Raw genomic sequence first — 26,508 nt, forward strand, 5'->3', positions numbered from 1 at the left:
GACCCAGCATCCAGGAGCGGCCCTGTGGCCCAGCAGACGATCGACGACCACGACGCCCTGCCGGAGCTCGAGGCGGCCGGCTGGCTTCACCACAGCGAGTCCTTCGCCGAGACCAGCTTCTGGGCCGTTGCCCGCAGACTGCCCGCGATCGTCCGAGAGGCGCTCGCGCTGGCCTGGCAGGCCAACCGGTTCGACACGATCGCGGCCATCGCCTTCAACGTCGTCGCCGGCGTCGCCACCACCTTCGGGCTGCTGGCCACCAGCACGGTGCTGACCGAGTTGTTCGCGGCCGGACCCACGCCGGACCGGATCTCGGCCGCCGTGCCCGCGCTGATCGTGGCCGCGGTCGCCGTCTCGGTCCGCGGTGGGCTGACCATCGCCGCCGGTTGGGCCCAGGCCCGAATGGCTCCGCAGATCAACTACGCGGTCGAGCTGCGGCTGTTCGGCGCCACCACGGCGGTCGGGCTGGCCGCCTTCGACGACTCGGGCTTCGCCGAGGAGATGGACCGGGCCAAGGATCGGGGGATCATCGAGGCGGCCTCGATCGTCAACTCCAGTGTGGACCTGCTGACCGGCCTGGTCCGGGTCGCCGCCACGGCGGCCGCCATCGCCGTCATCGAGCCGATCCTGCTGCCCTGCCTGATCGTCGCCGCGATCCCGTCGGCGGTGACGGCGGTGCGGATGGCGCGCCGCGAATACCTGGCCATGCTCGCGTTCATCGGCCGGCGCAGGCGGATGTGGCTGCTCGGCAGCATCATGGCCAACCGGCACACCGCGGCCGAGGTGCGCAGCTACCAGATGCGTGACTTCCTGCTCGGCCAGTACGAGCGGATCATGCGTGGCCAGACCGCGGCGGAGATGCGGCTCGTGCGGGCGCAGACCGGCACCCGGACCGTCGGCGCGGCCGTGGGTGGCCTCGCCAGCCTGGCGCTCTACGGCGTGCTCGGGTGGATGCTGGTCGACGGCGCCATCCCGCTGGCCGCGGCGGCGACCGCGCTGCTCGCCCTGCAGGCCGCGCAGATGGGCCTCAACACAGCGATCTACGCGACCAATCGGTTGTACGAGGACGCGCTCTACTACGGCGACTTCCGCGCTTTCGTCGACCGGGCCTGGGCACAGGCGCCCGAGCCGAGCGGCGAACCGGCGAGCGACTTCGACGAGATCCGGCTCGACCGGGCCAGCCTGCGCTACCCGGACACCGACACGCCGGCCGTCGACGAGGTGTCGCTGACCGTACGCAAGGGTCAGGTGATCGCGTTGGTCGGCGAGAACGGCTCCGGCAAGTCCAGCCTCGCCAAGCTCCTCGCGGGGCTCTACCAGCCGACCGGCGGCACTATCTTCTGGAACGGGGTCGACGTGCGCCGGCTAGACCCGGCCAGTCGGGCCGCTCAGGTCGCGGTGATCACCCAGGACTGGTGGAAGTTTCCCTTCACCGCACACCAGAACATCGCGGTCGGGCGCGGCGACCGCGAGACCGGCCCCACGGTCGTCGACGCGGCGACCGCGGCCTCGGCCCACGAGATGATCGAAGAACTGCCCAAGGGGTACGCGACGCTGCTGAACCGGCAGTTCAAGGACGGCCACGACCTGTCCGGCGGCCAATGGCAGCGCCTGGTCGCCGCGCGTGGCTTCTACCGGGACGCCGCCCTGCTGATCTGCGACGAGCCGTCCTCGGCTCTGGACGCCCGGGCCGAGCACGCGATGTTCCAGCAGCTTCGCCGCCGCCCGGACCGCACGGTGGTGTTGATCACACACCGACTCGCCAACGTCCGACACGCCGACCAGATCTACGTGCTGCACCACGGCCGCATCGTGCAGCACGGCAGCCACGCGGAACTGGTCGCGGCGGGCGGTCTCTACCAGGAACTTTTCCACCTGCAGGCCAGCGGCTACGTCGGTTAGCAAGTTCCCAGCCAACCCTCAGTGAATCCCGATAATCTCGGCGAGTGGATGAAGGTAGTACCAAGCCGGTCTCTGACCGGCTTCCCGCATCATGTTGATCCTGGTGGGCCTCGCGATCATCGTCGCGCTGACGGTGGCGACCGGCTTCTTTGTGGCCCAGGAGTTCGCTTATGTCGCCGTCGACCGGTCCAAGCTGCGCGCTGAGGCCGAAGCAGGCGACGCTGCCGCCGCACGCGCGTACCAGGTGACGTCACGCCTGTCGTTCGTGCTCTCCGGAGCACAGCTCGGCATCACCGTCACCGCCCTGCTCGCTGGTTATGTGGCCGAGCCGTACCTCGGTGAAGGCATAGCGGACCTGGTCGGCCTGACCGGTGCGTCGGAAGGCGTCACCTCCACCATCTCGGTGGCCATCGCGCTGTTGATCGCCACGGTGATCCAGATGGTGGTCGGCGAGCTCGCACCCAAGAACCTCGCGATCGCCAAGCCGGAAGCCCTGGCGCGGTCGCTGTCCCGGCCGACGATGGCGTACCTGAGGATCGCCGGCCCGTTGATCAAGATGTTCGACGCGACCTCCAACAAGCTGCTCCGGTCGGTCGGCATTCACCCCGTCGAGGAGCTGCCGCAGGGCGCGACGACGGAAGACCTCGACCGGATCATCGAGAGCTCCCGCCAGTCGGGCCAGCTCGACGCCGACACCTCGCGGCTGCTCGACCACGGTCTGGACTTCCGCACCAGGACGGCCGGCGACGCGATGGTGCCCCGGGTCGACGTGGTCACCGTCCACGCCACCGACCCGGCGGTACGCGTGGTCCAGCTACTCGACACCGGCCACACCCGCTTCCCCGTGCTCGGCACGGCGGTCGACGACGTACTCGGCATCGTCTCGGTCGGCGACGTGGTCGAGGTGGAGCCGGCGCAACGCGGCAAGGTGCTGGTCGGCACGCTGGCCGTGCCCGCCGTGCTGGTGCCGGAGACACTGCCGTTGCCCGCGGTGCTGGAGCGGCTGCGCGCCGAGCACCGCCAGCTCGCCTGCGTGATCGACGAGTACGGCGGTTTCGCCGGCGTGATCAGCCTCGAGGACGTGGCCGAGGAGCTGGTCGGCGAGATCCACGACGAGGACGACCTGCCCCAGCCGTCCGCCCGGCACCGCCCCGACGGCCTGTGGTCGCTGCCGGGCCGCTGGCGCCTGGATGAGGCGGCCGAGGCGACCGGCGTGCTGTTGCCGACGTCGCCCACCTACGACACCCTGTCCGGCCTGGTGCTGCAACGCCTGGGCCGGGTGCCCACACCGGGCGACGTGGTGCTGGTGGAGTTGCCGCCGGTGCTCTCGCCGGACGCCGAGCCGGTGTCGCCCGGCCGCGCCCGCCTCCGGGTGGAGTCGGTCCGCCGGCACGTGCCGGACGAGGTCTCGCTCGAGGTGGTGCCCGCATGAGCACAACCTGGTCCCTGATCATCTCGCTGCTGCTGCTCGTGGCCAACGCCTTCTTCGTGGCCGCCGAGTTCGCGCTGGTGGCCTCCAAGCGGCACCGCCTGGAGCAGGCCGCTTCGGAGGGCAACAAGGCGGCCCGTTCGGCGATCGCCGGCGTACGTGAGCTCTCACTCATGCTGGCCGGCGCCCAGCTCGGCATCACGCTGTCCACCCTGGCGCTCGGTGCCCTGGCCAAACCGACGGTCAGCCACCTGCTTCAGCCGGTCTTCGACGCGGCGGGCCTGCCATCGGGCCTCTCGTACGTGTTCGCGTTCCTGTTCGCCGTGATCGTGGTGAGCTTCCTGCACGTGGTCGTCGGCGAGATGGCCCCGAAGTCGTGGGCGATCAGCCACCCGGAGCGGTCGGCGCTGCTGCTCGCCCGCCCGTTCCGGGCCTTCACCTGGGTGTTCCGGCCGGCGCTGCTCGCGCTCAACCTGCTCGCGAACGCCTGCCTGCGGCTCGTCAAGGTGCGTCCGCAGAACGAGCTGGCCCAGGTGCACGGCCCGGACGAGCTCCGCCTGCTGCTCCAGTCGTCCCGCGAGCACGGCACCATCGCGGCGGCCGAACACGAGCTGTTGACCGCGATGCTGGCGGTGCAGAACACCACGGTCGCCCAGGTGATGACCCCACTGGCTGAGGTCGTCTCGGTGCCCCCGACGGCGTCCGGCCGCGAGATCGAGCTGACCAGTCAGCGAAGCGGCCGATCCCGGCTCGCGGTGATCTCCGCCGAGGGCCAGGTCCGCGGCTTCGTGCACGTCCGCGAAGCGGTCCGGGTAACCACGTCGGGCACATCGCAGACAGCGGCCGACCTGATGTCGTCACCGTTGTCGCTGGGCGCGACGGTCCCGGTGGCGGCGGCGGTGCGGATGATGCGCGAACACCGCTCCCAGCTAGCCGTGGTCACCTCGGACGACCGGGTGGTCGGCGTGGTGGCCCTGGAAGACCTACTGGAAGAGCTGATCGGCGAGTTCGACGACGAAACCGACCGCATCGTGGGCGTCGCGACCCGGGCGGGCCGCTAGGGCCTCGTGGGGTGCTTGTCGCTGCCGAACAGCGAGGCGATCGGTGGTCCGCAGGCGAGGATGGCCAGCAGGAGCGGTATCCCGTAGAAGATTCCCGGGAACATCCCGACGTTGGGGAACCGGACGGCGATCGAGGCACCGTAGCCCGCCATCGCTGCGAGAGCGAGGAGCCCAGCGATGTCGGTCCACCGCCAGGTCCGGCGCCGCATGATCGCGAGAATGGCGGGGGGAGCCAACGTCGCCGCCACCGCCACCGCGACAACGATGGCCAGGACTGCGATCGAACGCGGCTTCGAGTCGGTCCGCATCGGCGGCTCGTAGAAGCAGCAACCTTCACCGGACGTGGGGAAACCGAGGCGAGCCCAGGCGCCGTGTACGTCCCGGTACAGCAGCCCGTCGCGACCGTTGGCGACGAACACCACGTGGCCGCCCTGGACCGCGTGCACCACGACGGCGCGCGAGGACAGATGATCGGCCGGGTTGCCGACGTTCGGGTAGGACTCGGCGAGCTTCTCGTACGCCCTGCCGCCGAGCTCCCACGACGTGGCGTAGGTGCTGCCGCCGTCGTCGCTCGCCTCGACCCGCAGGGCCGTCCTGGCCACGCGGTAGCACGTCGTATCCGCGCAGTGGGCCACGCTCGGCGCTGCGGCAGGGCTTTCGAATGTGCGAACGAGCGCGTTGCCGGTGTCATTCACCACCCAGTAACTGGTCCCTCCGTTGCGCCCCCGGTTCTCGACGATGACGGTGCCGGGACGCTCACCCTCGACGACGGCCGTCACCTCACCGAGACTGCCGAGGATCACCGAACGCATACCAAAGTCCATGAAGGACGCACAACCGCATCCGACGGCGACGATCAAAAGGAACGTGAGTGCGAGTCCCCGTCTACTCATCGATCAACAGTCGCGCCCGCGGACAACAACCTGATGTCGAAACGGCCACGGTAAGTCTCAGTCAGCCGCTTGCCTGCGGCTTACCCGCTGGTCGTCGAGCCAGAGAGCCAGCTTTTCGCGCGTGCGGTACAAGACGATGCCGACCAGCAGGACGGTGATCAGGCCTGTCCAGAGCCAGAAACGGGGACCGAAGGCGGTGGGCGGGTTCGCGTGGCGGACCTGCCCGCCCCGGATCACGTTGTCGGCCACGTCGATCGCGATGACGCCTTGGGGAGCGGTGAGCAGCGTGGTGGGCGTGCCGGCACCGCGGCCGAGGGCCAGCACCTGGACAGTGCTGACGTTCGCGTACGCCAGCCGCTGCTCCATCTCGAGGAAGATGTCGAACCTGACCTCGGCGGTGGCCGCCGGTTGGTAGGCGACGACCCGCGCGGATCCGTCCGCCGACCAGCCCAGCAGCCGGATGGCGGTCACGCCGGACACGGCGGGGACGTCCAGCGCGCCCAGGTCGCGGCCCGTGGTGGGGTCGACCCGCCGCAGACTCCAGCGCATGCCCTCGTGCCTGGTCATCGTCAAGGTTCGGCCGTCGGCGCTCCAGGCGCCCTTGCCGGCCAACTCCGTCTCTGGCGGGAGGGTGAACGACGAGAGCCGCCGTCCGGCCAGGTCGACGACCGAGACGTTCCGTCCACTCTGGAACGCCAGCCGCGCGCCGTCCGGGGAGAACGCGACCGGCGATCCCGGCTCGCCGGCCTCGGCCAGGCGGATCCTTTCACCGTCGAGCGTGACGATGCTTAGCGCGTCGTCGTTCGGCGGCAGGGTGTCCCGGAGGACCAGAGTCCGCCCGTCCGGCGACCACGCGACCGGTACAACCTGGACCGTGTTCGGGATCCCGCTGTCCACGGTGCGGCTGTCTCCGGTGGCCAGGTCGACGATCCGTACCCTGGGCCCTGTGGAGTCGAGCTCGCTGAACGCGATCTGGCGGCCGTCGGGGGACAGCACCGTGTTCGCGCCGGCTCGTGTGTCGGCCTCGCCCTTGATGATCCGGTAGCGGTCGGAGTCCGCCCCGACGATCGCGATGATGCTGTGTTCGTTGGCCCACTCCATGCCGTCGGCCCTGCCCGTGAAGATCACCGAGGAGGGGCCGATCCGGGGTCGATCCGTCGCGTGCAGGCTCCCGCGCGGGGGCACGCCGACGCGGTCGGGCAGCGCGGCGTCCGTGCCGGCCGCCGGGACGCTGGAGCCGGTCGCCGGCAGCAGGGCTCCGGCCAACGCGGTCAGGACCAGCGCGGCCATCGCCGCCAGCGCGGTCCGCCGGCGGGACCGGCGGGCGGTGGCGAGGGCTTTCTCGTAGACGGGGTACGCGGGAACGTCGGACGCCGCGGTGCGCAGCGAGTCGCGCAGTCGGGAGGTCATCGCGCACTCCTCTCCGTCGTGCGGTCGACCAGGTCGGGGGCGATGGCGCGCAGCCGGCGGATCGCGTCGTAGCCGTGCCGTTTCACCGTTCCGACCGAGCAGCCCAGCACCTCGGCGACCTGCGCCTCGGTCAGGTCCTCGTAGAACCGCAGCACGACCACGGCCCGCTGGCGCGCGGTGAGTTGGCGCAACGCGGCGGCCAAGGTCAGCCGGAGGGCGGTCGTGTCGGAGTGGTCGTCGCCCGGCTGCTCGGTGGGTTCCGACTCCAGGCGTTCGACGAGCCGGCGGCGCCGCCACCAGGTGACCTGCTGGTGGTACATCGCGCGGCGGACGTACGCCTCGGGGTCGGTGATCCGGCGCCAGTGCCGGTAGGTCCTGGCCAGCGCGTTCTGGAGCAGGTCTTCGGCGAGCTGGTGGTCACCGGTGAGGAGGTAGGCGCGGCGTGACAACGCCGCCGAACGTTGCACCACGAAGTCGTGGAACGTCTCGGCCAATGCACACCCCCTCACCCAACAGGTAGGACGCCCGCCTTCGCCGAAATGGTTGGGGCCGAGTTTGCTACTAGCGCCAACCGGTTTGTTATGAAAACCTGTTGGCATGACTTCGGATACGGTTCCTGCCGCCGGCGACCCGCGCCGGCTGCTGGCTGAGGTGCGGGGCTTCGCGCACCGGGTGCGGTTGACCCAGCGGGTGACCTGGTTGCCGCTGCTCGTGTTGGCCCTGGTGACCTTCGGGGCGATTCCCGCCTACATGCTCGGCCGTCCGGTCACCCGCGACTGCTACTCGGTCGAGGGTGGCGAGATCTGCAAGATCTGGGAGCCGGCCGCAGACCTCTACTGGCTGGTCGCCCTGGTGGTGGCCTACGTGGTGATCGCGCGCGTCTACCTGCGGGTCGCCCGAGGCCGGGGAGTCGACGCGCGGGTGCTGCCGTACGTGCTCACCGGGGTCGCCTTCTCGGTCGTGATGTTCGTGCTGATCGGGGTCGGCGCGGGAGTGTGGTTCGTCCGCGACGCGGAGGATCTTCTCCACCCGTCCACCTCTATCGAGGTCCTGTTCCGGCTGCTCACTCCGGTCGGTGGGATCGGCATCGCCCTGCTGGTGCTGGCCTGGCTGGAGCGCAACGTCGCGCTGCTGCTGTTCACCCTCGGCTACCTGGCGGTGATCCTGGTGCCGATCAACTTCGGTTGGGGAGTCCACTGGGGAGGGCACCTGCAGGGCGTGACGGCGCTGATCATCGTCGGAGGCGTGCTGCTGCTCGGCAGTGCCGGCTTCGGCCTGGCGCAACGGCTGCGGCGGGCCCGGTGACCGTCCCGGAGCCCCAGCACCCGGTCACCGGGCTCGACGACGTCGTGCACCAGCGGGTCCGGCTCGGCATCCTGACCATCGCGCACGAGGCCCGCCGGGTGGAGTTCGTCTACCTGCGCACCCAGTTGGGGCTGACCGCCGGCAACCTCTCCCAGCACCTGGCCGTGCTGGAGACGGCCGGCCTGGTCGAGGTCGAGAAGGGCTACGAGGGAAAGCGCGGACGCACCTGGGTCAGCCTCACCGCGGCGGGCAACACCGCGCTGGCGGAGGAGATCACGCGACTCAAACAACTCATCGCCCGGGTCGAGACGACGGCCGGGCAGTAGGAGGGGACGCCATGACCACCCTGTCCCGCCGGACCGTTCTCGCATCCGCCTTGGCCGCCGGGCTCACCGTGTCGTTCGGCCGCCCGGCCCTGGCCGCGCCTGTGCGGCTGACCCTGCCCGTGCCGACCGGACCCTTCCCGATCGGCATCGTGCCGCTGCACCTCGTCGACCGTTCGCGGCCGGACCCCATCGCCGGCCCGGGGCACCACCGCGAGCTGATGGTCAGCGTCTGGTACCCGGCCCACGACGTCGGCCGCTACCCGCGGGCGCCCTGGCTCGGCGACGCACCCATGCGCGCGCTGCTGCCGTCCGCCGGCTTCCCGGTGGATGTCGCGGTGGCACCACGCACCTCCGGGCACGTGGGTGCGCCGGTGCGCCGAACCGGAGGCCGGTTGCCGGTCGTCGTCTACTCGCACGGCGCCCACGACCATCGTGCCGACAACACGGTCGCGGTGCAGGAACTGGCCAGCCATGGGTACGTCGTGGTCACCGTGGACCACACCCACGACACGTTCAGCGAGTTCCCCGACGGCCGGCTCACCCTTCCGGTCATCGGCGGCGAGCATTCGTTGGGCGCGCCGGACTTCGCGGCCGACATCCCGTTCATCCTGGACCGCATCGAGGACCTCGCCGCCGGCCGCAACCCCGACGTCGACCACCGGCCGCTGCCTGTGGGACTGCGCGGCGCCCTGGACCCGCACCGCATCGGCATGTTCGGCTGGTCGAAGGGCGCGACGGCCACCGCACTGTCCATGCTGGAGGATCGACGCATCCGCGCGGGGCTTGGTCTCGACGGCCCGATGGAGCCGTACGTGACCACCGACCTCGATCGCCCGTTCATGATGATGACCGCCGAGTTCACTCGGGCCGAAGAGCCGGTCGCCGAGTTCTGGTCGCACCTGACGGGCTGGCGACTCAACGTCGCGGCCGACGGCGCGGTCCACTCCTCGTACGTCGACCACCAGGTGCTGGTCCCGCAGGTGGCGGCCGAGGTCGGCATGAGCGACGAGGAGCTTCGAGACTGGATCGGCACCCTCGACCCAGCGCGAGCGGTGCGCATCTCGCAGGCGTACCCGGTGGCCTTCTTCGACCTGCACCTGCGCCACCGCCGCCAGCGCCTCCTCGAGGGCCCGAGCCGGTCGTTCCCCGAGATGCGCTACCTACCGTGAGCGGTCGCCGGGGGACCCGCGGGTCCCCCGGCGGCTTTCGACTAGTTCACGTAGAAGCGGTAGTCGGTCGCGTCGGACCACGTGCCGTCCGCGGTGCGCCCGCGCACCCTCAGGGTGTGCGAGCCGGCGTCCGTCGGTGTGTACGTGATCGTGGCCCGGCCGTTGGCGTCGGCCGGCACGATCGTCGGGTTGACCTCGTTGTCGGTGTACTCGAACTCGACCATTCCCGGGCCGCCCTGGACGAAAGTGAAGTCGCCGGGTACGCCGGCGCCGCCCGTGGAGCCGCTCGGAAGGTAGACGCTGGACGACACGAGCGGTGCGGTGCCGACCAGGAACGGATAGTCGGTCTGCGGCGTCGTGCCCGTCGCTGTCCGGCCTCGTACCGACAGCAGGTTTTCGCCGTTGCGGTCGAGTGTCACCGACACCGTGACGGACTGGGCGCCCTCGACGGTCTGCCACGCTCCACCGTTGACCTGGTATTCGAATGCCGCGACCTCGCTGAGTTCGGTGTCGAACCGGAACTCGGCCACGCTGCCCAGGCCGCCGCGCGGCGCCCATTCGTAGTAGTCACTGGACACCCGCACGTACGGGTCGCGGACCCGGAACGCGTAGTGCCGCTGGGCGCTCGTCGTGCCGTCCGCCCCGACACTGGACACCATGAGGATGTTGTAGCCGGGGTGGGTAGGCGTGATGTCGAGCGTGGCCCGGCCGTCGGGGCCGGCTGCGACGACCTCGTCGGCGTTGCCGTCGAGGGAGTAGCGGTATTCGACGACATCGTCCCGGCCCGGGTTGAACGTGAAGCGGCCCGGCTGACCCGGCTGGCCGACGGACTCGTTCTCCGGATAGTCGGCGGAAGCGACCAACGGCGCGTCATTGACCTCGAAGGCGTACACGCGCTCGGGCGAGAAGGAACCGTCCAGGAACCGCATGCGCGCCCGGAGCGTGTTGGCGCCGGAGTGCTCCGGCGTCCAGTTGACCGTCACCAGCGGGAAGTTCGGGTCGGCGTCGACCACCACTTCCGGGCCGTCGTTGAACTGGTAGACGTACGCCTCGACGCCCGGGAGCGGGGTGTTGAGCTGGAACTCGCCCGCAATGCCCACGCCGCCGTGGGCGCCGTAGTCGGGATAGACGCTCGAATACACGTACGGCCGGGTGTCGAAGACGTTGAAGTCGCTGGACGTCCCCTCCGACAGGGTGCCGTCGGCGCTGACGCTGCGCACGCTGATCAGCTCCCAGCCGGCCTGGGTCGGAGTCCAGTGCAGCACCGCGCTGCCGTCGGCCTCGGCCTCGATCCGCTGCAGGCCCTCGGTCGAGTTGAAGCCGTACTCGTACGCGACGACGCCGGCGCGTCCGGCCGGAAGGTGAACGTGCCCGGGCGGCCGACCACGCCGTCGTGCTCCCAACTGAAGTCGGTCGACTCGATCTTCGGTGTGTCCGTGACCCAGACGGACTGGCCCGAGGCGCCGATGAACTCGGCACCGACGTACGAGCGCACATAGACCGTGGCCTGGCCCTTCTCCGGGAAGACCACCGACACCTCCGCGGTGCCGTCGGCGCGGACCGGAACCCTGACCTCGGCTCCGTCGTCGACCCGATAGCCGAACTCGGTGACTTCTTCGAGGTGGGTCCAGATCAGGACCCGGCTGGGCAGGCCGACTCCGCCCACGGTCACGTCGACCGCGGGTGAGGTGCTGCGGATGAAGAACTCGTACTCGGTGATCGGGGACCGGTTGCCGGCGGCGTCGACGGTCTGCACGCGCAACCGCTCGACGTACGAGTCCGGCGTGAACTCGAGCGTGACGTCGGCACCCGGCCTGGGCGCGGCGATGTAGTTGTAGATCTCGCCGGTGTCGCCCCAGTAGTAGCCGACCACGTCCTTGGATCCCTTGGCACTGAACCGGAACGTGCCCGGAACGCCGGTGCCGCCGTGCTGTTCGCCGTCGGACGGGTAGGCGCTCGACGTGACCTTCGGTGCTGGCGGACGCACGCTGTCGATGCGCACGTAGCACGGCTTCGCCCAGTCGGACTGGTCGTGGCCGTCGTTGGCGCGGGCCGTCCAGGCGACAACCGTGCCGTGCGGATACTGCGACATCTCCCATTCGATCCGCGAGAAGCCGCCGCCGTACACCCCACCGGGCAGCTCGACCCGCTGATCCTCGTGACCGACCGGCCAGGCGGCGAAGGTCCCGTAGAACTGGTCGAATTGGTCCGCGTCAGTCCCTTGCATCATCAAGGTGTAACTGTGCGCCCCGAGCGGTTGCGGGTTCTTCTTGGTGCCACAAATCGATTCGGCGCCCCACGACGTGCCGATCCGGGTCACCTTGGGCGCGAAGTTGTATTCGGTGCGCAACGACGGGAAGGGGAACAGCACGCGACCGTGCGCGACGTCGGCCTCCAAGCTGCGCGGCACCCGGAGCTCGACCGTCAGGGTCGCTTCGCCGCGGGCGGCGGCCTTCCGCAGTGCCGGCAGGGCGTCCCACACGAGGTAACCCGGGCACTCCGTCGAGCCGCCCGCCTGGACGGTGCCGAGCAGCTCACGCTGCCGCGGCCGGTTGTTCCAGGTCGTCGACGACGTCGTCGGATCGGTGCGCCAGAGCTCGACCGGTTGCGCCGAAGCACAGTCGGCCGCGGACTGTTCGGCGATGACGAACTCCGCCCGGTGTACGACGGAACCCTTGTATCGCGCGACATCGAAGGTGAAGTAGGAGCGATAGCGGTGCTTGTTGCCGCCGGCGTCGAGCGAAGCACCGATCGGTGCGTTCCCGGCCGGGTTGACGAATGATCGATCCGGCTGCCGTGAGTCGACGTAGGCCCAGCTTGTCTTACGCAGGTCCCGCTGCTCCCAGGCCTGTGCCGGCCCAGCCGGCGCGACGATCAGTCCAGCCGCCAGCAGAGCTCCGACGGCCACGCTCAGCGCTTTTGTTGCGCGCATGCGTTGCACACCTCCCCGTTGTGTGCGATGGCTCGAACAGTCATCGACGAGGACGAGTCTAGGGGCGGCAACCAAACGACCGAGGCTCCGCTGTCCGAATAGGACCGAGTCGGACTTCCGGGCTTAGTGTGGGGTTTTTCCGGCGCTTCGCGTCATTCCCATAGCTGCCGCAGCAGGGTTTGGGCGTCGGTTTCGGTGAGGCCGATGATGTGGAGGGCATCACCGCTGAGTGGTTCAAGGAGATCGGGAGCTATCAGAACCCGTCCCTCGACACTGATCGCGATCTGGTGGCCGGCGGACCCTGTGGTCCAGGCGGCGTAGTCGACGCCGTCCGCCGGAGTGAGGGTTACCACGACGGCGAAGCCGCCGATCCCGTCCTCGCCGATCTCGACACGATCGGCTCGGGTCACGTCGAGGCCCGGATCGACGAAGTAGCACCAGTCCACGCCGGCTCCCGGACCAGGCAGACCACCCGCACCCGCGACGCATGCGGCCTGGTCCACCCGGGCAACCACTCCTACCGACACCGTGGTGCGAAGCGGCCGCGATGCCCCGAAACAGCAGCGCTTACGCCGCACAGGCATGTCGCTTCCAATCTGGAATGTCGGGCCCATTATGCGGTGCGGCGTCGGCGGATGACCAGAACGGCGGCGGTGACGACGAGCAACAGGAAGGCGACGGCGGCGCTGCGGCGGAGCGACCACGGCCAGCCGCCTGAACTGAGGTCGGACACTGTGGTCTCCGGCATCAGGTCGGTGGCGAGCTGGAACGCGGTGACCAGGTCGGGCCCGTCCGAGACCGCGGGGAAGCGGAGCACCCTGTCGTATCCGCCCTCGAGTGTGAATTCCTCCACGGAGCTGCCAAGGGTGGCATAGAGCCTGTCGCGTCCACTCCAGCCGAGCAGCCGGTCGCCGGAGCTCAACGGGATCGACGGGGGCGTCGTGCGGGTCTGGGCGAGCCAGTCGCCGCGAAAGTTCAGCCGCAGGATGTTGCCGTACCGCTCTCCGACGGCGACCAGCGTCGCTGTGTCCAACGGGTGCACGGCCAGCGTCACGACCTCGCGGCATCGCTCGACCGGACCGTCGACGCTGACCGGCTCGGCCGGCTTCGGCGGATCGACCTGGTAGACGCGCAGCGTGCAGCCGTCCTCCGCACCGGCCGAGGCGAGAACGGCCGAGCCCGCGGCGATGAAAGCCGCCTGCACCAGGCCGCCGGCGGTGCCTGGGCGGGGTTCGGCGACCTGGACGAAGCGACGGGAGTCGAGGTCGAGGACGCTGACGCCGGCCGGCCCGGCACTGTTACCGGTGGGGCTGACTTGGGTCGCGAATGCCACCCGACGGCCGTTGGGCGACCAGGCCAGCGGCCGGACGGCGAGCGGCGGGTCGAACGAGAACCGCTGAGCCTGGCCCGTGCGCAGGTCGACGACCTCGACGTGTGGCGTCGTCCGGGCTGGGTCGCTCACGATCACCGTGAGTCCGTCGGGCGACAGCAGCGCCGCGCCGAGTTGGTCGGCGAGATCGAGCCGGCGGTACGTGACCCCGTCGGTCGCCAGCACGACGTGGTGGCCGCCTTGGTTGAACAACGCGATCGCCCGGCCGGGTGGGTCCTGCGAGACCGGGGTGGTCGCGGATGAGGAGCCGGCCAACTCGCGGGGCAGCCGGTAGGTGGTCGACTCCTCTCCCGGAACGGTCGAGGGACCGGGCAGTGTCACCGTCGCGACCATGACGGTCGCGACGACGGCGGCGGCCGCCAGCGCCGCGGGCCAGATCCGCCCTGCCCGTCGACGGTCGCGGCGGCGAGCGGTGGCCCGGGCCCGGAACGTCGCCGGCGGGGGAGGCTCGACCGGAACCGCGTCGACGGCGGTGCGGATGAGCTCCGCGACACGTTCCTCGGAGATCATCGGTCCTCCAGATGTGCCTGCAGGTGTGCGAGGCCGCGGTGCAAAAGCGATTTGGCCGTACCCAGTGGACAGTCGAGCGTCTCGGCGACCTCGGCCACCGACAGGTCGAGGTAGTAGCGCAGGAACAACGCCATCCGGTAGCGCGGCGCGAGTTGGGCCATGGCGGCACGGACGGCGACGGTGCCGGCATCGGGAGGCACCACGGGCGGTTGGTCGAACGTGCCCGCGTGGCGGCGCTCCAGGATCCGGCGCCGGACCCACGACGAGCACCGGGACACGACCGCTTTACGCAGATACGCGGCGGGCGCCTCGACCTGGTCGATGCGCCGGTACCACTCGATGAACACGTCCTGCACGACGTCCTCGGCGGCCGGCATGCTGCCCACGGTCACGTAGGCGAGCCGGACTAACGGGGCATACTGCGCCGCGTAGACCGCGTCGAACGCGTCGACTCCCGCCATCGTCTGAACCGCCACCTCTATGAGGCGCGCGAGGGGCCCCTTTCGTTGCACGCTTGCCCGGCAGCCGTAGGCAACGGATCACGTGCGGGGCGGTCGAGCAGATCTACGAGATCGGGAGAGGTGCCGTCCAGGAAGCCGTGGCGGATGGCCGTGGCGATCGAGGCGAGCATCGGCGGCTGGAACGGCAGCAGCCCTGGAGCCAGCCTGCGGCGGTACTCGCCCAGGCTGATGATCTGATATGGAACGTCCAGGCGGTCGGCCACCTGTCCCGCTGTGATCGGCGTACCCGAGAGCTCGTAGACGCGTCCGCCGTGTCGTGCCGGATCGGCCGCGACGATCGCGGTGGCATCGGCCAGATCCTGACGCACGACGGCGGCCAGGGCGCCGCTGCCGAACGCCGACTCCAGGCCGTCTCCAGCCCAGAGCAGGAGGCTGCCGAAGAGCTCCGCGTACAGGCCGTTGCGCAGGATCGTCCAGGACAGGTCGCCGGCTCGCAGAAGACGTTCGGTCGCGCGGTGTGCGAGCGCGAAACCGAGATGGTCCCCGGCACCGGTGAGGCTCGTGTAGACGACGTGGCGTACGCCATCGCGAGCCGCGGCGTCGAGGACCGCCGCGTGTCGGTCGATGACCTGGTCGTCCTCGGCATAGCCGGCGGAGATCAGCACCAGCGTCGACGGCACGCGTACCGGCAGCAAGGAGGCAGTTTGATGTCACTCACGCACATCGGCGTAACCACCCCGGCCGACCTCGACCCCTGCGGACGCGAGCACCATCCCGACTGCGGCATCCGCGACGTCCTGGACCGCATCGGCGACAAGTGGTCAGTGCTCGTGATCGTCGAGCTCGCGGGTGGGCCACGCCGGTTCCGCGAAATCCAACGCGCCATCGACGGCATATCCCAACGAATGCTCACCCTGACGGTACGCAGGCTCGAACGCGACGGCCTCGTCCTTCGCACCGTGTACCCGACCGTGCCGGCCCAGGTCGACTACCGCCTGACCGAAACCGGGGCGAGCCTCACCCACTTGATCAAAGGGCTGGCCGACTGGTCCCTTGCCCACCGCGCCGTGATCGGCGAGGCGCAGCGCGCGTACGACCAAGCCCATCCGGACAACGAAATCCGCTGACGCGAGCAACGACGCCCGTGTTCGCCGCGATTACCAGCGCCCGAACGGACTAGCGCCGGCGGAACAGGCCGCGCTTCGGCCGCACGAGCTTTTCGATCAGCGAGCGGATCACGTCGAAGGTGAGCACGTCGGGATTGCGGTCGGCCGAGGCGATCAGCCCAAGGCAGCGAAGAATGAAGCTGCGGTCGCCGTGTGGCTCGGCGACGAAGACCGGACCGCCCGCGAATCCGTCGGGTAGTGAGCCCAGCCAGCGCACCACGCCGTCGGGGTCCCGGGCGATCGTCGAGATGGCGACGGCCAGCGGTCGCTGCTCGCCCGACTCGCCCAGTTCTCGGGTGATGTGACCCATGGCGTACGCCCGACGAGGCTGACCCTCGACGGCGCGCACGTGGTCGGACGTGCCGGCGGTGCCCTCGGTGATCTGCGTGGTCGCCCACGACCAGCCCTTCTCCGCCGCATGTTCGTGGAGGAAGAACGTGCGCATCACCGCCACACCGGATCGCCGCGACCACATCTCCTCGAAGTCCAGCACGATCAGGGAGTCCGATGCCGCACCGGCGGGCTCGATGAGACTAGGCCGCAGCCGCACCTCGCCCACCTTGGTGCGCGTCAGGCGGTCCGCGGTCACCCACCATTCGCGGACGTTGTCGCCCTCGGGCGTGGATTCCACGAGCTCGTTGTAGAAGAACGCGGTCCCCGCATGCGGGCGCTGCCCCAACGGCAGGGTGCACGCACTCCAGCGCTCCAGGATCACGTCAACGAGTGGATCATCGTCGGTCACGGCTGACATCCTGCCTGCCGCCAGCCCCGCTCGCGAGCGGCAAGGTCTCGATCTCACCCAACGACCTGCGTCCGTTGCTTCCCTATCTCGGCACTGAAACCGTTGCGCCACAAGGCTTCGGGCTCGGCGGAGGCAACGCGTGAGTGGCCTTCTCGACTGGATCGTTGATGAGTTCGTCGACCACGATTACGCGGGAGGGCTTTCCGATGAGCACCAACAACGAGCAGTCGCCGGACCGGCTCCCGGCGCGGATCCACGCCGTGTCAGCTCTGGTCACCGCGGTGGCCGCGTTGTTGGCCGCTACCACCGGTCTCGTCGCCGCGCTGAAGGGCTGGGGTCCGTTCTAAGCTACCGCCCGCTGCGGAGCGACCAGGTGGTAGGAGACCCCGGTGAGCCGCTCCGAAGCCACCCAGAGCCGATCGCGCAGCGTCGGGTCCTGCGCGGCGGCCGGGATGCGGGCCGGTGCCGGGCGGCCACGGCCCTCGCCGATGCCGCGCGGCGCGAAGTAGGCACCACTGGCGATATGCGCGTCGGTGGCCGCGAGCAACGAGGGACGGGCGGCTTCCTCCGCGCTCTGGCCCATGAGGGCGATCAAGCCGCCGGCGACGACCCGCAGCGCAGGCGACACGTGGCGTTGGATGCCCGTCACCGCGGTGCCCGGATGCACCGCGATGCTGCGCAGCCGGTCGGTGCGCGCGGCGAGTTCCAGCGCGAACGCGACGTTGGCCAGCTTGGCCGCGCTGTACGCCCGCATCGGGCGGTAGTCGCGGTGGAAGTCGAGGTTGTCCAGGTCGATCCGGCCGCGCCGGGCGATCGCCGCGCTGACGGTGACGACCCGCGGTGCTTCGGCGGCGAGCAGCACGGGCAGCAACAGGCCGGTGAGGGCGAAGTGCCCGAGGTGGTTCGTGCCGAAGGTCAGTTCGAAGCCGTCAGTCGTCAGTCGCCGCTCGGGCACGGCCATCACGCCGGCGTTGTTGACCAGCAGGTCGACCTTCGGGTGCTCGGCGCTGACCCGCGCGGCGAAGGACCGGACCGAGGCCAGATCGGCAAGGTCCAACTCGCCGGTCGAGATCGTGCTTCCCGGGTACGCCTTCCGTAGCCGGTCCGCGGCCGTCCGGAGCGCCTCCTGCCTGCGGCCGGCGATGACGACGTGGTTCCCGCGCTCGGCCAGTCCCGCAGCGGTCGCGTACCCGATCCCCGCAGCACCACCAGTGATGATCGCGACGTTCATGATGTCCGCCTCCCGAAGTCGTTGACTAACTAGATAGTCAACTCCGCCGAAGCCGGATCGTCAACTAACTGGTTAGTCAAGTAGCCTGGGGCACATGCCACCTGCTGGAGACGCCCAGGAAACCCGCCGTCGCCTGGTCGAGGCCGCCTACGGCGAGTTCGCCACGCACGGCATAGCCGGCGCCCGGGTCGACCGGGTCGCGGCCGCCGCAGGCGTCAACAAGGCGCTCATCTACTTCCACTTCAGCAACAAAGAGGGCCTTTTCACCGCGGTCTTCAATCAGGTCGTCGGCCAGGCCCTCGCTCTGGCGCCGATGGATGCCACGAACCTCCCGGAGTACGCCGGCCTCCTCTTCGACGCCGGCCTAGCCCACCCGGACGCCCTCCGCCTGGCCGCCTGGCACCGCCTCGAACGCGCCGCGGATCAACCCCCGCTGAAGGCCGTCCTGGACGCGAACCAGTCGAAGGTCGACGCGATCGCCAAGGCACAGGAAGCTGGGTACGTCACGACCCGCTTCACCGCGGCGGAGGTCCTCGCCCTGGTCCTCACGATCGCCAACATGTGGTCGGTCCTGACCCCGGAGCAGCACCTGACGGCGCCTCAGGACCCCGCAGCGCGCCGAGCCCTGGTCGTCTCGGCGTTGACGACCCTGCTCCAGCCGTAAAGGCCGCCGCGGGTCGGCTCGTCTAGAGGGGCTGAGCAGTCTGGTTCTGCTTTTCCCACTGGCCCCTCGTCCGCACCAGTAGCTCTTCGGCCGCCCTGGCGGCATCGGCCGGCACCGGCTCGGCGAGCATGACGTCCGCGGTGCGACGCAGGGCGGCGACGAACTCCACTCCGTCCGGAGTCAGTGAGCCCGACTCCTCGGCCGCGGTCAGCCCTTGGTCGACCTGGAGGCGGTACTCGGCGAAGCGGTGCTCCGCCTCGGCGACCAAGCCACGCAGCGCGCGCCAGGTGTCGGCGACACCGACGAACGCGTACACCCCTTGCAAGAGGCCGGCCAAGGGCCGGGGATCGGTGCGCCAGGGCGCGAAATACCGCCCCCTGTCCAGCGGGTCGGTCAGTTGCTTCAGGTCGAGCAGGGCGCTGAGCTTGGAGTGCTGAAACTCGTGCACCAACGTGACGGCGAAATCATGGGCCGAGGCGGGTCGGGTCAGGCCACACGCACCGAAGACGTCCCGCAGCGAGGCGCTCAGCGCGGAGTCGCGACCGGGTGCCAGCGGCACCAGCGAGCTCAAGCCGACACGCAGCTCGGCTGACCGGTCGGGAAGAAGGTCGGTCAGCAACTGCCACGCCTCGGCGAACAGCTCCTGCCACCGCTCCGCGGCGGCCGGGCTGAGCCGTCCCGTCGGCGGCGCGTGGTGGCCGTGCCGGTACGGATGAAGATCCTCCAGGTCGACCCGCACGGCGCCGGCGGCCAACTGGCGAAGCGGCAGCCAAGCAGGCGAGCCCGTCGTGGGATCCGCGGGGACCTCGATGCGCTGACCGTCGACGACCACGACGATCCGGCCGCCCGACGTCGTTGCCTCGACCTTCTCGTGGCCGTCGGCGACGACCGCACCGAGCCCCGGCAGCATGGCGTATCCATGGTCCACGGGAACCGCCACCGTGCCGTCGACCCCCGCTGCTGCCGCCGCGACCAGCGCGACGGCGGCCAGATGGGCCACGACCTGGGGGTCCGGCTTGTCCCGAGCAGCGCCCCGGCACGCGATGGCCGTCCATCCGCCGACCATCGGGGCCCCGACCACGGCGGCGAACCGGCCCGGGGCCGCGACTCGGGACCGCTCCAGCAGGTCCCGCACGGGCTCCGGGTCACCGGGCAGACAGGTGAGCAGGTATTCGAGCAGGAGAACGTGCCGGCTGTACCTGGCGTCCCGCAACATGCGGACCGCCTCGGCTCCGCCGAGTCCGCTGCCGAGATCGTCGAGTGTGGACGGCGCGGACCCGTTAACCGGCACCAGATCGTCTCCTTCGCAAACCCTCGGCGACCGTCTTGTGAACGTGCCGGACGAACACGTTGAGGTCCGCGCAATACACCGACGGCGACCGGAAACCGGCGCCAGGGCGGTATCTGTGCACGTAGTGCCCCCCGCCGCACAGGCCGACGACCGGACACGACAGGCACTCGTCGGCCAGGGCCCTCCGACCGATCTGCCGCGCGACGACACCCGGATCCGCCAGCGCCTCGTCGAGGTCGTCGTGCAGCACGTTCAAGCCGGTGGCTCCGGCGCCCGGGTACGCGACCTTCAGGGCATCGACCTGCTCGACGGCGCCGTCCGACTCGATGACGACCGTCCCGGAGGGACTGAGCCCGAGCTGTTCGCTGGTGCTGCGGCCGCCCAGGACCAGGTTGATCGCCGCCTCGAAGAGGCGGACGCGAGTCGGCGGTGAGTCGGTGAACCAGCGGTCGAAGAATGCGATCAACCACTGGGCGTACGTCGGTGAACCGGCCGGTCGCTCTGGCGGAGAACCCCACGTCGCGTGCGGCAGAAGAAGGTCGATCATCGGTGGCTCGAAGGCCAGTAACTGTTCGTAAGCGCCAATAGGATCGATGTCCACGTTGACGGTACTGAGAAGTCCGGAATAGGAGTCGTGATACTCCGGGCGACGGAGAAGCTCAATGCCGCGCGCGACGGCCGCGAAACTGCCACGGCCATTCTTGAATCGACGGTGCCGATCGTGGTCCTCGGGCGTGCCGTCGACGCTGACACCGACCTTGATCCGATGATCCACCAGCGTGCGGACCGTCGGCTCGTCCAGCCGTACACCGTTGGATTGCATGCCTATCTCGACCTGGCACGATGCGGGCGCCGACCGGCGAACGAGGTCGGCCAGCGTGATCAAACGATCAAGGCCGTAGAGCAGCGGCTCACCGCCGTGCAGCACCACGCGAAGGCGGGTCAACCCATGCCGCCGGACGTGTGCCAGCACACGCTCGATGGCGGCGTCCCGCACGGTGTCGGGCATCGAAGGTGGACGGTCGCGCCAACTCTGATCGGCGTGCTCGTAGACGTAGCAGTAGTCGCAGGCCAGGTTGCAGCGCTGATGAACCTTCAGAATCACCTCGCTGAACGGCACCGGAGTCCAGCCATCGGCCTTCAGCGCCGCGATGTCCAGCGCCGCATACGGCCATCTGGCCGCGGCACGTTGAGCACTCCGGACGCGATCGGGGCTCAACGGCAGACCTCATCGCCCCGAAGCGAAGGATTGGAACGCGCTGAGGACGCCATTGGGGTCGTCAAGCGAGTTGATGACCTGTCGGAGGCCCCGGCCGAGGGCGCTGTCGTCGGCGAGATCCAGCAAATCGACGGGCTGCCCGGATACGTCCGGGATTGGTGCCCAGGCTCCGTCGGCCGTCTCGTCGGTGTGGACGAAATTCATCGTGACCTCCTGCGCGCGCCAAGCGTCGGGGTAGACCGGAGCAACGCGCATCAAATCGAGCGCCGCGGGTGCAGCGACAACGAGACGGGGCGACGCCTCAGCGACACGATCGGCACTCTCACGCCCCCTGCCATGCGCAATCTGTCGAAGACAGTCCAGCATTCACAGGATCGCATGTATATCGCCGACGAACAACCAACTCTAGGGATGCCGATAAATGCGATCATGCGGACAACGCGCGGTTGTATTGATCAGAACGGGTGTGGGTCAAGCGTGCGGTGCAGGTACCGGAATTGGCGGAGGGCATCGACTGCCTGGTGATTCTCGCCCAGCAGGCCACTCAGACGGACGATCACGTCTTTCAGCTCGGCATCGTGTCGTTTGCCCTCCATCTGGCGGCGGATGAGCAGGACATTCCCCTCGCTCCGCACCGTGTCCGGGTGATCGGGGCCGAGCTGGTCCTGCATCTCGTTCAGGCCCTTCTCGAACTGCGCGCGTGCACCGACCAGGTCGTCCTGGTCGGCGAGCATGATCGCCACGTTCACGCTGGCCGCTAGCGCGTACGGGTGGTCGGCGCCGAGAACCTGGGAGAACCCCTCGTTCGACTTCTCCGCGAGCGCACGGGCGGAAACCAGATCCTGGGCGGCGCGCGCCGTCGCGGCGCGGTTCGTGGCGCAGGCCAGGCGGTGCGGGTGGAGCTCGCCGAGGCCCAACCGTCCGTACGCGCGGTCGATCTCGTCCAACTCGGAACCCGCGCTCTCCACCTCGCCGACCGCGAGCAGGTTCACCGCGCGACTCAGCCGGGAGGCGAGAGTATCCGGGTTGTCCGGGCCCAGGAGATGGTTCAACTGCTCATAGGCCTCCTCGAGCACCTCTGCTGCCTCGGCCGCCCGACCGGCGCTGCGCATCGAGACGGCGAGGTTGCTCCGGAAGATGTAGTACCGCGGAGTTCGCTCCCCGTGCACGATCCGCGCGCGCTCGCACAGATCTCCGAGTAGTTTGACGGATCCGTGGTAGTCGCCCGCCTCGCGCAGGTCCCGGCCTAGATTGGTGCCGGCCGTCAGCGTCGACGGGTGGTCTTCACCGAACATCGTGGACATCCGCTGGACCGCCGACTGGTCGTGCCGGCGTGCGGACCGGAAGTCGCCGACGAGCCGGAACGACGCGGCGAGGTTGTTCAGCGCGGACAGGGTGCGCGGGTGGTCCTCCCCGAAGACGTCCGCCCACGCGGCGTAGGTGACTTTGTCGCGGTCGAGGGCGTCCGCATACAGGCCGAGCGCGCGCAGGTCGGCGCCGAGGCTGCCGGCCGTCATCAGCGTGTGCGGGTGATTCGCGCCGAGCAAGTCGGTCTGTTCCGCCAGGATCTTCTCGTTCAGCGCGCGCGACTCGGTGAACTCCGACTCGTCCCGGAGGATGTTGCCCAGGTTGAACTGCAGGTGCAGGATCTGCCGGCGAAGCGACTCGCGCTCCTCGTCGGATTCCGCATGGTTCATCAGCTCACGCCACCGCCCGACGTTGCGTTCGGCGATGTCCCGCGCCGCCTTGATGCCGCCGGTCATCCAGACATACCGCACGCGGTCGATGAAGAGCCGGCGGACCGCCTCGTCCCGCGACTCGTGCGCCTCGGCGAGCTCGATGTGCGGCCAGATCATCTGGAACCGTGGCCACGTGGACGGGTTGTCCACGTCGTCGCGGGGCCGCGCGGCGGCCAGCACCGCATGCACTTCTCGCCTGGTCTCCTCGATCTCTTCTTCGGTCATACGCTGCTTCACCACGTACTGCAGCACCCGGTGGATGTGCACTCGGCGGTTGGCGACGTCGAGCTTGAGCAGGGCGAGCCGGCTGATCGTGTGGACCAGTGACCATCGGTATGCCGTCTCGGTGACGGCCGGGTCGAAGGGGCGCAGGACCTCGGCCATCCGGTCGCCGTAGATCAACTCAAGGCTGATCTCCGGGGCAAGCAACGAGCAGAGCTGCAGCAACCGGTACGACCCGGCCGACGTCTCCCGGAGCCGGGACAGCGACAGGTCCCAGGTCTTCTCCACCGAAGGGTTGCCCGGACCGGCCAGCATGCTGTCCGGCCGCTCCTGGATGTCGCGCAGGTAGTCCTCGACCGGGGCGCCGGTCTCGGCCAGCCACGCGCCGGCCGCGGCGACGGCGATCGGCAGGTCGCCGAGCAGCTCCGCGATCCGGTTGGCGTGCTCGAGCCGAATCAGGGGCACTCGTTGTTGAAGGTGCGCCACACTCTCGCCGCGCTGGAAGACGTCCATCTGGATGGTCTGCCGATAGTCGACCCACAGTGGGTTGCGCGAGGTGATGAGTACGTGGCCGCCCGGCCCGGACGGCAGGTACGGGGAGACGCTCTCGATGTCCTCCGCGTTGTCGAAGACCAGCAGCCAGCGGTCGACTTCGCCGCGCTCGAGCCGCTGCTTCAGCGCCTCCGCCTGATCCGGGATCGTGCCCTCCTCGACCGTCCCGAGCCGCTTGGCCAGCGTGGACAGCTGCGTGTCGATGAAGGCCACCTCGTCGGCGTTGATCCACCAGACCAGGTCGTACGCGTTGCGGAAGCGGTGGGCGTACTCCATGGCCACCTGGGTCTTACCGATGCCGCCCATGCCCTGCAAGGTGATCGACTGGTTCCCCTGCAAGACGGCGCTCGATCCCTGGCTCTGCAGCTGGCTGCGCAGCTCGAGGATGTCCGCCTCGCGACCGGTGAACAGCTTGTTGCGGATGGGCGCGTTGAAGACACCCGTCGCGTTGCCCGGGAACCGCACAACGATTCGGTCGGGATCGACCTCAGCCGTCGGACGCCGGACCAGCCTGAGCAGGCGGTCGATGGCCACCTCGGCCGACTGGTTCGCCAGGAACGCGGAGTCCTCAGCGGCATGACCGCGGAACGGTCGCACGTCGGCGATGTAGACCACGAGAGGCGGCCGGGGGTCGGGCCGTTCCTTGGAGACACGAGCGGCCTCGGCCTCGGAGTTGGCCGAAGAGACGAGGGTCAACTGGCGGACGTCCTGCTCGATCTCGTCGGCGGCGGCGCTGCCGCTCTCGACGGTGCGGACGGTGATGTCGGCCGCCTGGAGGACTTCGGTCACCCACTCCGCCCAGAGGCGATCGACCGGAAGGTATCGAAGGACCACCTTCTCCTCCGGCCGAGACACCCGCCGGGCGAAGCGATCCAGGGTACGGGTGCGCAGACCCTCGTCCATCGGAGTGAACTCGGACACCGCCCCGTTGGTGATGTACCGGGTCAGGGCCACATATGACGCGAGCATCGTCGACGGCGCGACCGGCTGGTCGCCAAAGGTCGCCAGAGTCTCCTCGAACGCGTAGAACGCCTGGTAAGGAACCTCGACCGTCGCCCAGTACCGGTCTCGCCCGGGATCCGGCATTCCGGCCGGCAGGCCGCTGAAGCGTTGCCGGGCGAGCAGGCGGCCGGCGTCGACCCGCAGCTTCTCCGCCGAGTCGACGCGCATCGGCACCGGCAGCACCCGGATCGCGCGCGTGTTGCTCCGGCCGACGCCGGCGGCCACCCGGGCCGCGCCGTCGATGCCCTGCTCACTGAACGTGAAACAGTCGACCAGCACGTCCGGCAACTGTCTGGTGCAGATGCCCGCGACGTCGCTGACGCCGGTGCGGCTGTCGATGAGCGCGAAGTCGTAGTTCTTCTTCATGTCGGCGCGCAGCGCGTCGAAGAGCTTGCCGCCGCCCAGGTTCTCGTAGAACTCGTCCCAGTTGCGCTCGTAGACGCTCCGCTCGTAGCCGGGATCGTTCTGCCCGGCCGGCAGGAAATCGATGCTGCCGCCCCGCGGGAAGTGCTTCCAGTTGAGCGAGAATGCGAACTGGCTGACGCGCGCGAAATCGGCGTGCCAATTGTCCTTACGGTCCGCGTCCTGCCTGGTGGCCTGGTCGTACTGGTTGACCATCTCGACAACGCCGCCCGCGCCCGTCAGGTCGCTTGGGCGGATGAATGGGTGGAAGAAGCGGTGGAGGCCGGGTGACTCCAGGTCCCAGTCTGCGACCAACACCCGATAGCCGCTGGCCGCCAGGATCCATGCGACGTTGGCCAGGGCCATCGTGCGGCCGGTCCCACCCTTGTACGAGTAGAACGTGACAACGGTGCCGTCGCGGTTCTCAGCCATCGATGTCCTCTTCATGGGCCGGACCATGGTCATCGGCGATCCTCGGCAGCCGTGGCAGGGCGCCCTTCGGCAGGAAGACCGGAGCAGTGCTCAGATATACCTTGCGGGTGTCGTCAACCACGGTAGGCATTCTTTTCCCGAGTTGATCAGCGTCGAGAATGCGCCGCACCTGACGCTGGGTGCCGCCCAGTTTATCGTTGACAATGCGACTGAGCTCGTGGGCCCGCTTGCGATAACGTGGATCTTCGCCGTCGGCCACAACGACCACCACGGCCCAATCGGGCAGCCGCGCGGCCACCGAGTCCAGCGTCGTTCGCCCTTGTGGAGACTCGGCGATCCGGGGATCGACGAGCACGAGCACCGCGCCCTCGGCCAGCGGTCCGAACTCGATCTGCGCGTCGGCCACGCGCGGCACCATGCCCAGGCGCTCGCCGTGAATGGCGGCCAGTTCGGCAGGGGGCAGTCGCAACCGGTTGCCGAACGGGCGCCAGCGCGACGGCGGATCGCTGGGCGCGAGCACCACCACGGTGAGTCGCATGCCGCTGAAGCTCGACTCCGGAACCTCCACATCGTCGATCACCACCGGCGTCGACGGACGCGGACCGGCCGCCCCGGCGATGTCCACGATCCGGCGGGCCAACCGGCGCAGGACCTCGCTGTACTGGCTCTCGTAGGCGGCCAGCCGACACAGTGCCCGGAGGCCGTTCGCCTTGTATTCCTTGATGCCGGCGCCCAGCGTCAGGGACGCGGCATGCTCCTCCTGGTGGTTCCAGGCCTCCCACGGCACCCAGAGCACCGGCAACAGGCGTAGAGCCTGCTCACGTCCACTTAGTTCGTGCAGGTAGGCGGCCCGTTCCCGGAGCGGCACGGACCTGATGAAGTAGCGCGGCGAGTACAAGGCCACGAAGACGTCCGCGCGCCTGAGCACCTCGCTCACGTCGGCCTTCCAGTTCTCGGACGGCCGACTCGTGTCGTCGAAGTATCCGACGTCCGCCGAGCGATCGTCCCCGACGATGTCGCGGACCTCGTTGGACAAGCGGTGGAAAAGATCGCCCACC

General features: G+C 69.4%; 25 protein-coding genes. 9 read left to right on the plus strand and 16 right to left on the minus strand.

Annotated features, from left to right (window positions below):
* Positions 1–24 precede the first annotated feature (24 nt).
* From BLV39_RS02750 to BLV39_RS02760, 3 genes are all read left to right on the plus strand, one after another.
* A complete protein-coding gene (locus BLV39_RS02750) occupies positions 25–1,902 on the plus strand; it encodes an ABC transporter ATP-binding protein (RefSeq protein ID WP_239083677.1) in 1,878 nt (625 codons plus the stop codon).
* Positions 1,903–1,993: 91 nt separating this feature from the next.
* Positions 1,994–3,334, plus strand: a complete 1,341-nt coding sequence (locus BLV39_RS02755) for a hemolysin family protein (RefSeq protein ID WP_090786702.1) — start codon at positions 1,994–1,996, stop codon at positions 3,332–3,334.
* On the plus strand, positions 3,331–4,392 hold the full coding sequence (locus tag BLV39_RS02760; protein ID WP_090786705.1) for a hemolysin family protein: 1,062 nt from the start codon (positions 3,331–3,333) through the stop codon (positions 4,390–4,392). The genes BLV39_RS02755 and BLV39_RS02760 overlap by 4 nt, the downstream gene beginning before the upstream one ends.
* On the opposite strand, the gene BLV39_RS02765 is transcribed toward BLV39_RS02760, so the two are convergent.
* The 3 genes from BLV39_RS02765 to BLV39_RS02775 form a co-directional block, all read right to left on the minus strand.
* The gene (locus BLV39_RS02765; protein ID WP_090786708.1) at positions 4,389–5,204 is read right to left on the minus strand and encodes a hypothetical protein; all 816 of its coding nucleotides are present in this window, start codon (positions 5,202–5,204) and stop codon (positions 4,389–4,391) included. The two genes, BLV39_RS02760 and BLV39_RS02765, sit on opposite strands and share 4 nt — an antisense overlap.
* Positions 5,205–5,342: 138 nt before the next feature.
* On the minus strand, positions 5,343–6,695 hold the full coding sequence (locus tag BLV39_RS02770) for a PD40 domain-containing protein (protein WP_090786711.1): 1,353 nt from the start codon (positions 6,693–6,695) through the stop codon (positions 5,343–5,345).
* On the minus strand, positions 6,692–7,189 hold the full coding sequence (locus BLV39_RS02775; protein ID WP_239083678.1) for a SigE family RNA polymerase sigma factor: 498 nt from the start codon (positions 7,187–7,189) through the stop codon (positions 6,692–6,694). The genes BLV39_RS02770 and BLV39_RS02775 overlap by 4 nt, the downstream gene beginning before the upstream one ends.
* 103 nt (positions 7,190–7,292) lie before the next feature.
* Here BLV39_RS02775 and BLV39_RS02780 point away from each other — a divergent pair, with 103 nt between their 5' ends.
* From BLV39_RS02780 to BLV39_RS02790, 3 genes are read left to right on the plus strand one after another with little or no spacing between them, the layout of a single operon-like run.
* Positions 7,293–8,000, plus strand: coding sequence for a hypothetical protein (locus tag BLV39_RS02780; protein WP_090786716.1), 708 nt, complete (start codon positions 7,293–7,295; stop codon positions 7,998–8,000).
* The gene (locus BLV39_RS02785) at positions 7,997–8,326 is read left to right on the plus strand and encodes a transcriptional regulator (protein ID WP_090786719.1); all 330 of its coding nucleotides are present in this window, start codon (positions 7,997–7,999) and stop codon (positions 8,324–8,326) included. The genes BLV39_RS02780 and BLV39_RS02785 overlap by 4 nt, the downstream gene beginning before the upstream one ends.
* 11 nt (positions 8,327–8,337) lie before the next feature.
* Positions 8,338–9,495, plus strand: coding sequence for an alpha/beta hydrolase family protein (locus BLV39_RS02790; RefSeq protein ID WP_090786722.1), 1,158 nt, complete (start codon positions 8,338–8,340; stop codon positions 9,493–9,495).
* A gap of 41 nt (positions 9,496–9,536) precedes the next feature.
* On the opposite strand, the gene BLV39_RS43935 is transcribed toward BLV39_RS02790, so the two are convergent.
* From BLV39_RS43935 to BLV39_RS02815, 6 genes are all read right to left on the minus strand, one after another.
* Positions 9,537–10,760 carry a hypothetical protein gene (locus BLV39_RS43935; RefSeq protein WP_239083679.1) on the minus strand — a complete coding sequence of 408 codons (1,224 nt, stop codon included), beginning with the start codon at positions 10,758–10,760 and terminating at the stop codon, positions 9,537–9,539.
* Entirely contained in the window at positions 10,721–12,427 is a 1,707-nt protein-coding gene (locus tag BLV39_RS43940; protein WP_239083680.1) for a DNRLRE domain-containing protein, read from the minus strand. Before BLV39_RS43940 ends, BLV39_RS43935 begins: the two co-directional genes overlap by 40 nt.
* 152 nt (positions 12,428–12,579) lie before the next feature.
* Entirely contained in the window at positions 12,580–12,930 is a 351-nt protein-coding gene (locus BLV39_RS02800; protein WP_143049619.1) for a hypothetical protein, read from the minus strand.
* A gap of 110 nt (positions 12,931–13,040) precedes the next feature.
* Positions 13,041–14,327 carry a hypothetical protein gene (locus BLV39_RS02805; RefSeq protein ID WP_090786730.1) on the minus strand — a complete coding sequence of 429 codons (1,287 nt, stop codon included), beginning with the start codon at positions 14,325–14,327 and terminating at the stop codon, positions 13,041–13,043.
* The gene (locus BLV39_RS02810; protein WP_090791067.1) at positions 14,324–14,788 is read right to left on the minus strand and encodes an RNA polymerase sigma factor; all 465 of its coding nucleotides are present in this window, start codon (positions 14,786–14,788) and stop codon (positions 14,324–14,326) included. The genes BLV39_RS02805 and BLV39_RS02810 overlap by 4 nt, the downstream gene beginning before the upstream one ends.
* Before the next feature lie 17 nt (positions 14,789–14,805).
* Positions 14,806–15,483 (minus strand): NAD(P)H-binding protein, encoded by a 678-nt coding sequence (locus tag BLV39_RS02815; RefSeq protein WP_143049620.1) that lies wholly within the window; start codon positions 15,481–15,483, stop codon positions 14,806–14,808.
* 12 nt (positions 15,484–15,495) lie between these two features.
* On the opposite strand from BLV39_RS02815, the gene BLV39_RS02820 reads away from it, so the two are divergent.
* A complete protein-coding gene (locus BLV39_RS02820) occupies positions 15,496–15,915 on the plus strand; it encodes a winged helix-turn-helix transcriptional regulator (protein ID WP_090786733.1) in 420 nt (139 codons plus the stop codon).
* Positions 15,916–15,964: 49 nt separating this feature from the next.
* Here the strand turns inward: BLV39_RS02820 and BLV39_RS02825 are convergent, their stop codons facing one another.
* A complete protein-coding gene (locus BLV39_RS02825; RefSeq protein ID WP_143049621.1) occupies positions 15,965–16,696 on the minus strand; it encodes a hypothetical protein in 732 nt (243 codons plus the stop codon).
* Between the two features lie 206 nt (positions 16,697–16,902).
* On the opposite strand from BLV39_RS02825, the gene BLV39_RS42135 reads away from it, so the two are divergent.
* Positions 16,903–17,043 carry a hypothetical protein gene (locus tag BLV39_RS42135; RefSeq protein ID WP_176984742.1) on the plus strand — a complete coding sequence of 47 codons (141 nt, stop codon included), beginning with the start codon at positions 16,903–16,905 and terminating at the stop codon, positions 17,041–17,043.
* Here BLV39_RS42135 and BLV39_RS02830 read toward each other — a convergent pair.
* The gene (locus BLV39_RS02830; protein WP_090786738.1) at positions 17,040–17,927 is read right to left on the minus strand and encodes an oxidoreductase; all 888 of its coding nucleotides are present in this window, start codon (positions 17,925–17,927) and stop codon (positions 17,040–17,042) included. The genes BLV39_RS42135 and BLV39_RS02830 overlap by 4 nt on opposite strands.
* 94 nt (positions 17,928–18,021) lie before the next feature.
* Between BLV39_RS02830 and BLV39_RS02835 the strand changes: the two genes are divergently transcribed.
* Positions 18,022–18,591: a TetR family transcriptional regulator gene (locus BLV39_RS02835; protein ID WP_090786741.1), complete on the plus strand. Its 570-nt coding sequence runs from the start codon at positions 18,022–18,024 to the stop codon at positions 18,589–18,591.
* A gap of 22 nt (positions 18,592–18,613) precedes the next feature.
* Here BLV39_RS02835 and BLV39_RS02840 read toward each other — a convergent pair whose 3' ends face one another.
* The 5 genes from BLV39_RS02840 to BLV39_RS02860 all read right to left on the minus strand — a co-directional run bounded on the left by BLV39_RS02840 (position 18,614) and on the right by BLV39_RS02860 (position 26,507).
* A complete protein-coding gene (locus BLV39_RS02840) occupies positions 18,614–19,882 on the minus strand; it encodes an HEXXH motif domain-containing protein (RefSeq protein WP_090786745.1) in 1,269 nt (422 codons plus the stop codon).
* Complete coding sequence (locus BLV39_RS02845) at positions 19,872–21,101, minus strand: FxsB family cyclophane-forming radical SAM/SPASM peptide maturase (RefSeq protein WP_090786748.1); 1,230 nt, start codon at positions 21,099–21,101, stop codon at positions 19,872–19,874. The genes BLV39_RS02840 and BLV39_RS02845 overlap by 11 nt, the downstream gene beginning before the upstream one ends.
* Positions 21,102–21,110: 9 nt before the next feature.
* Complete coding sequence (locus BLV39_RS02850) at positions 21,111–21,305, minus strand: hypothetical protein (protein ID WP_143049623.1); 195 nt, start codon at positions 21,303–21,305, stop codon at positions 21,111–21,113.
* 251 nt (positions 21,306–21,556) lie between these two features.
* Positions 21,557–25,450, minus strand: coding sequence for an FxSxx-COOH system tetratricopeptide repeat protein (gene fxsT, locus BLV39_RS02855; protein WP_090786754.1), 3,894 nt, complete (start codon positions 25,448–25,450; stop codon positions 21,557–21,559).
* Complete coding sequence (locus BLV39_RS02860) at positions 25,443–26,507, minus strand: TIR domain-containing protein (RefSeq protein WP_143049624.1); 1,065 nt, start codon at positions 26,505–26,507, stop codon at positions 25,443–25,445. Before BLV39_RS02860 ends, fxsT begins: the two co-directional genes overlap by 8 nt.
* Position 26,508 lies beyond the last annotated feature (1 nt).

This window comes from Asanoa ishikariensis (assembly GCF_900107455.1).
GTDB lineage: Bacteria > Actinomycetota > Actinomycetes > Mycobacteriales > Micromonosporaceae > Asanoa > Asanoa ishikariensis.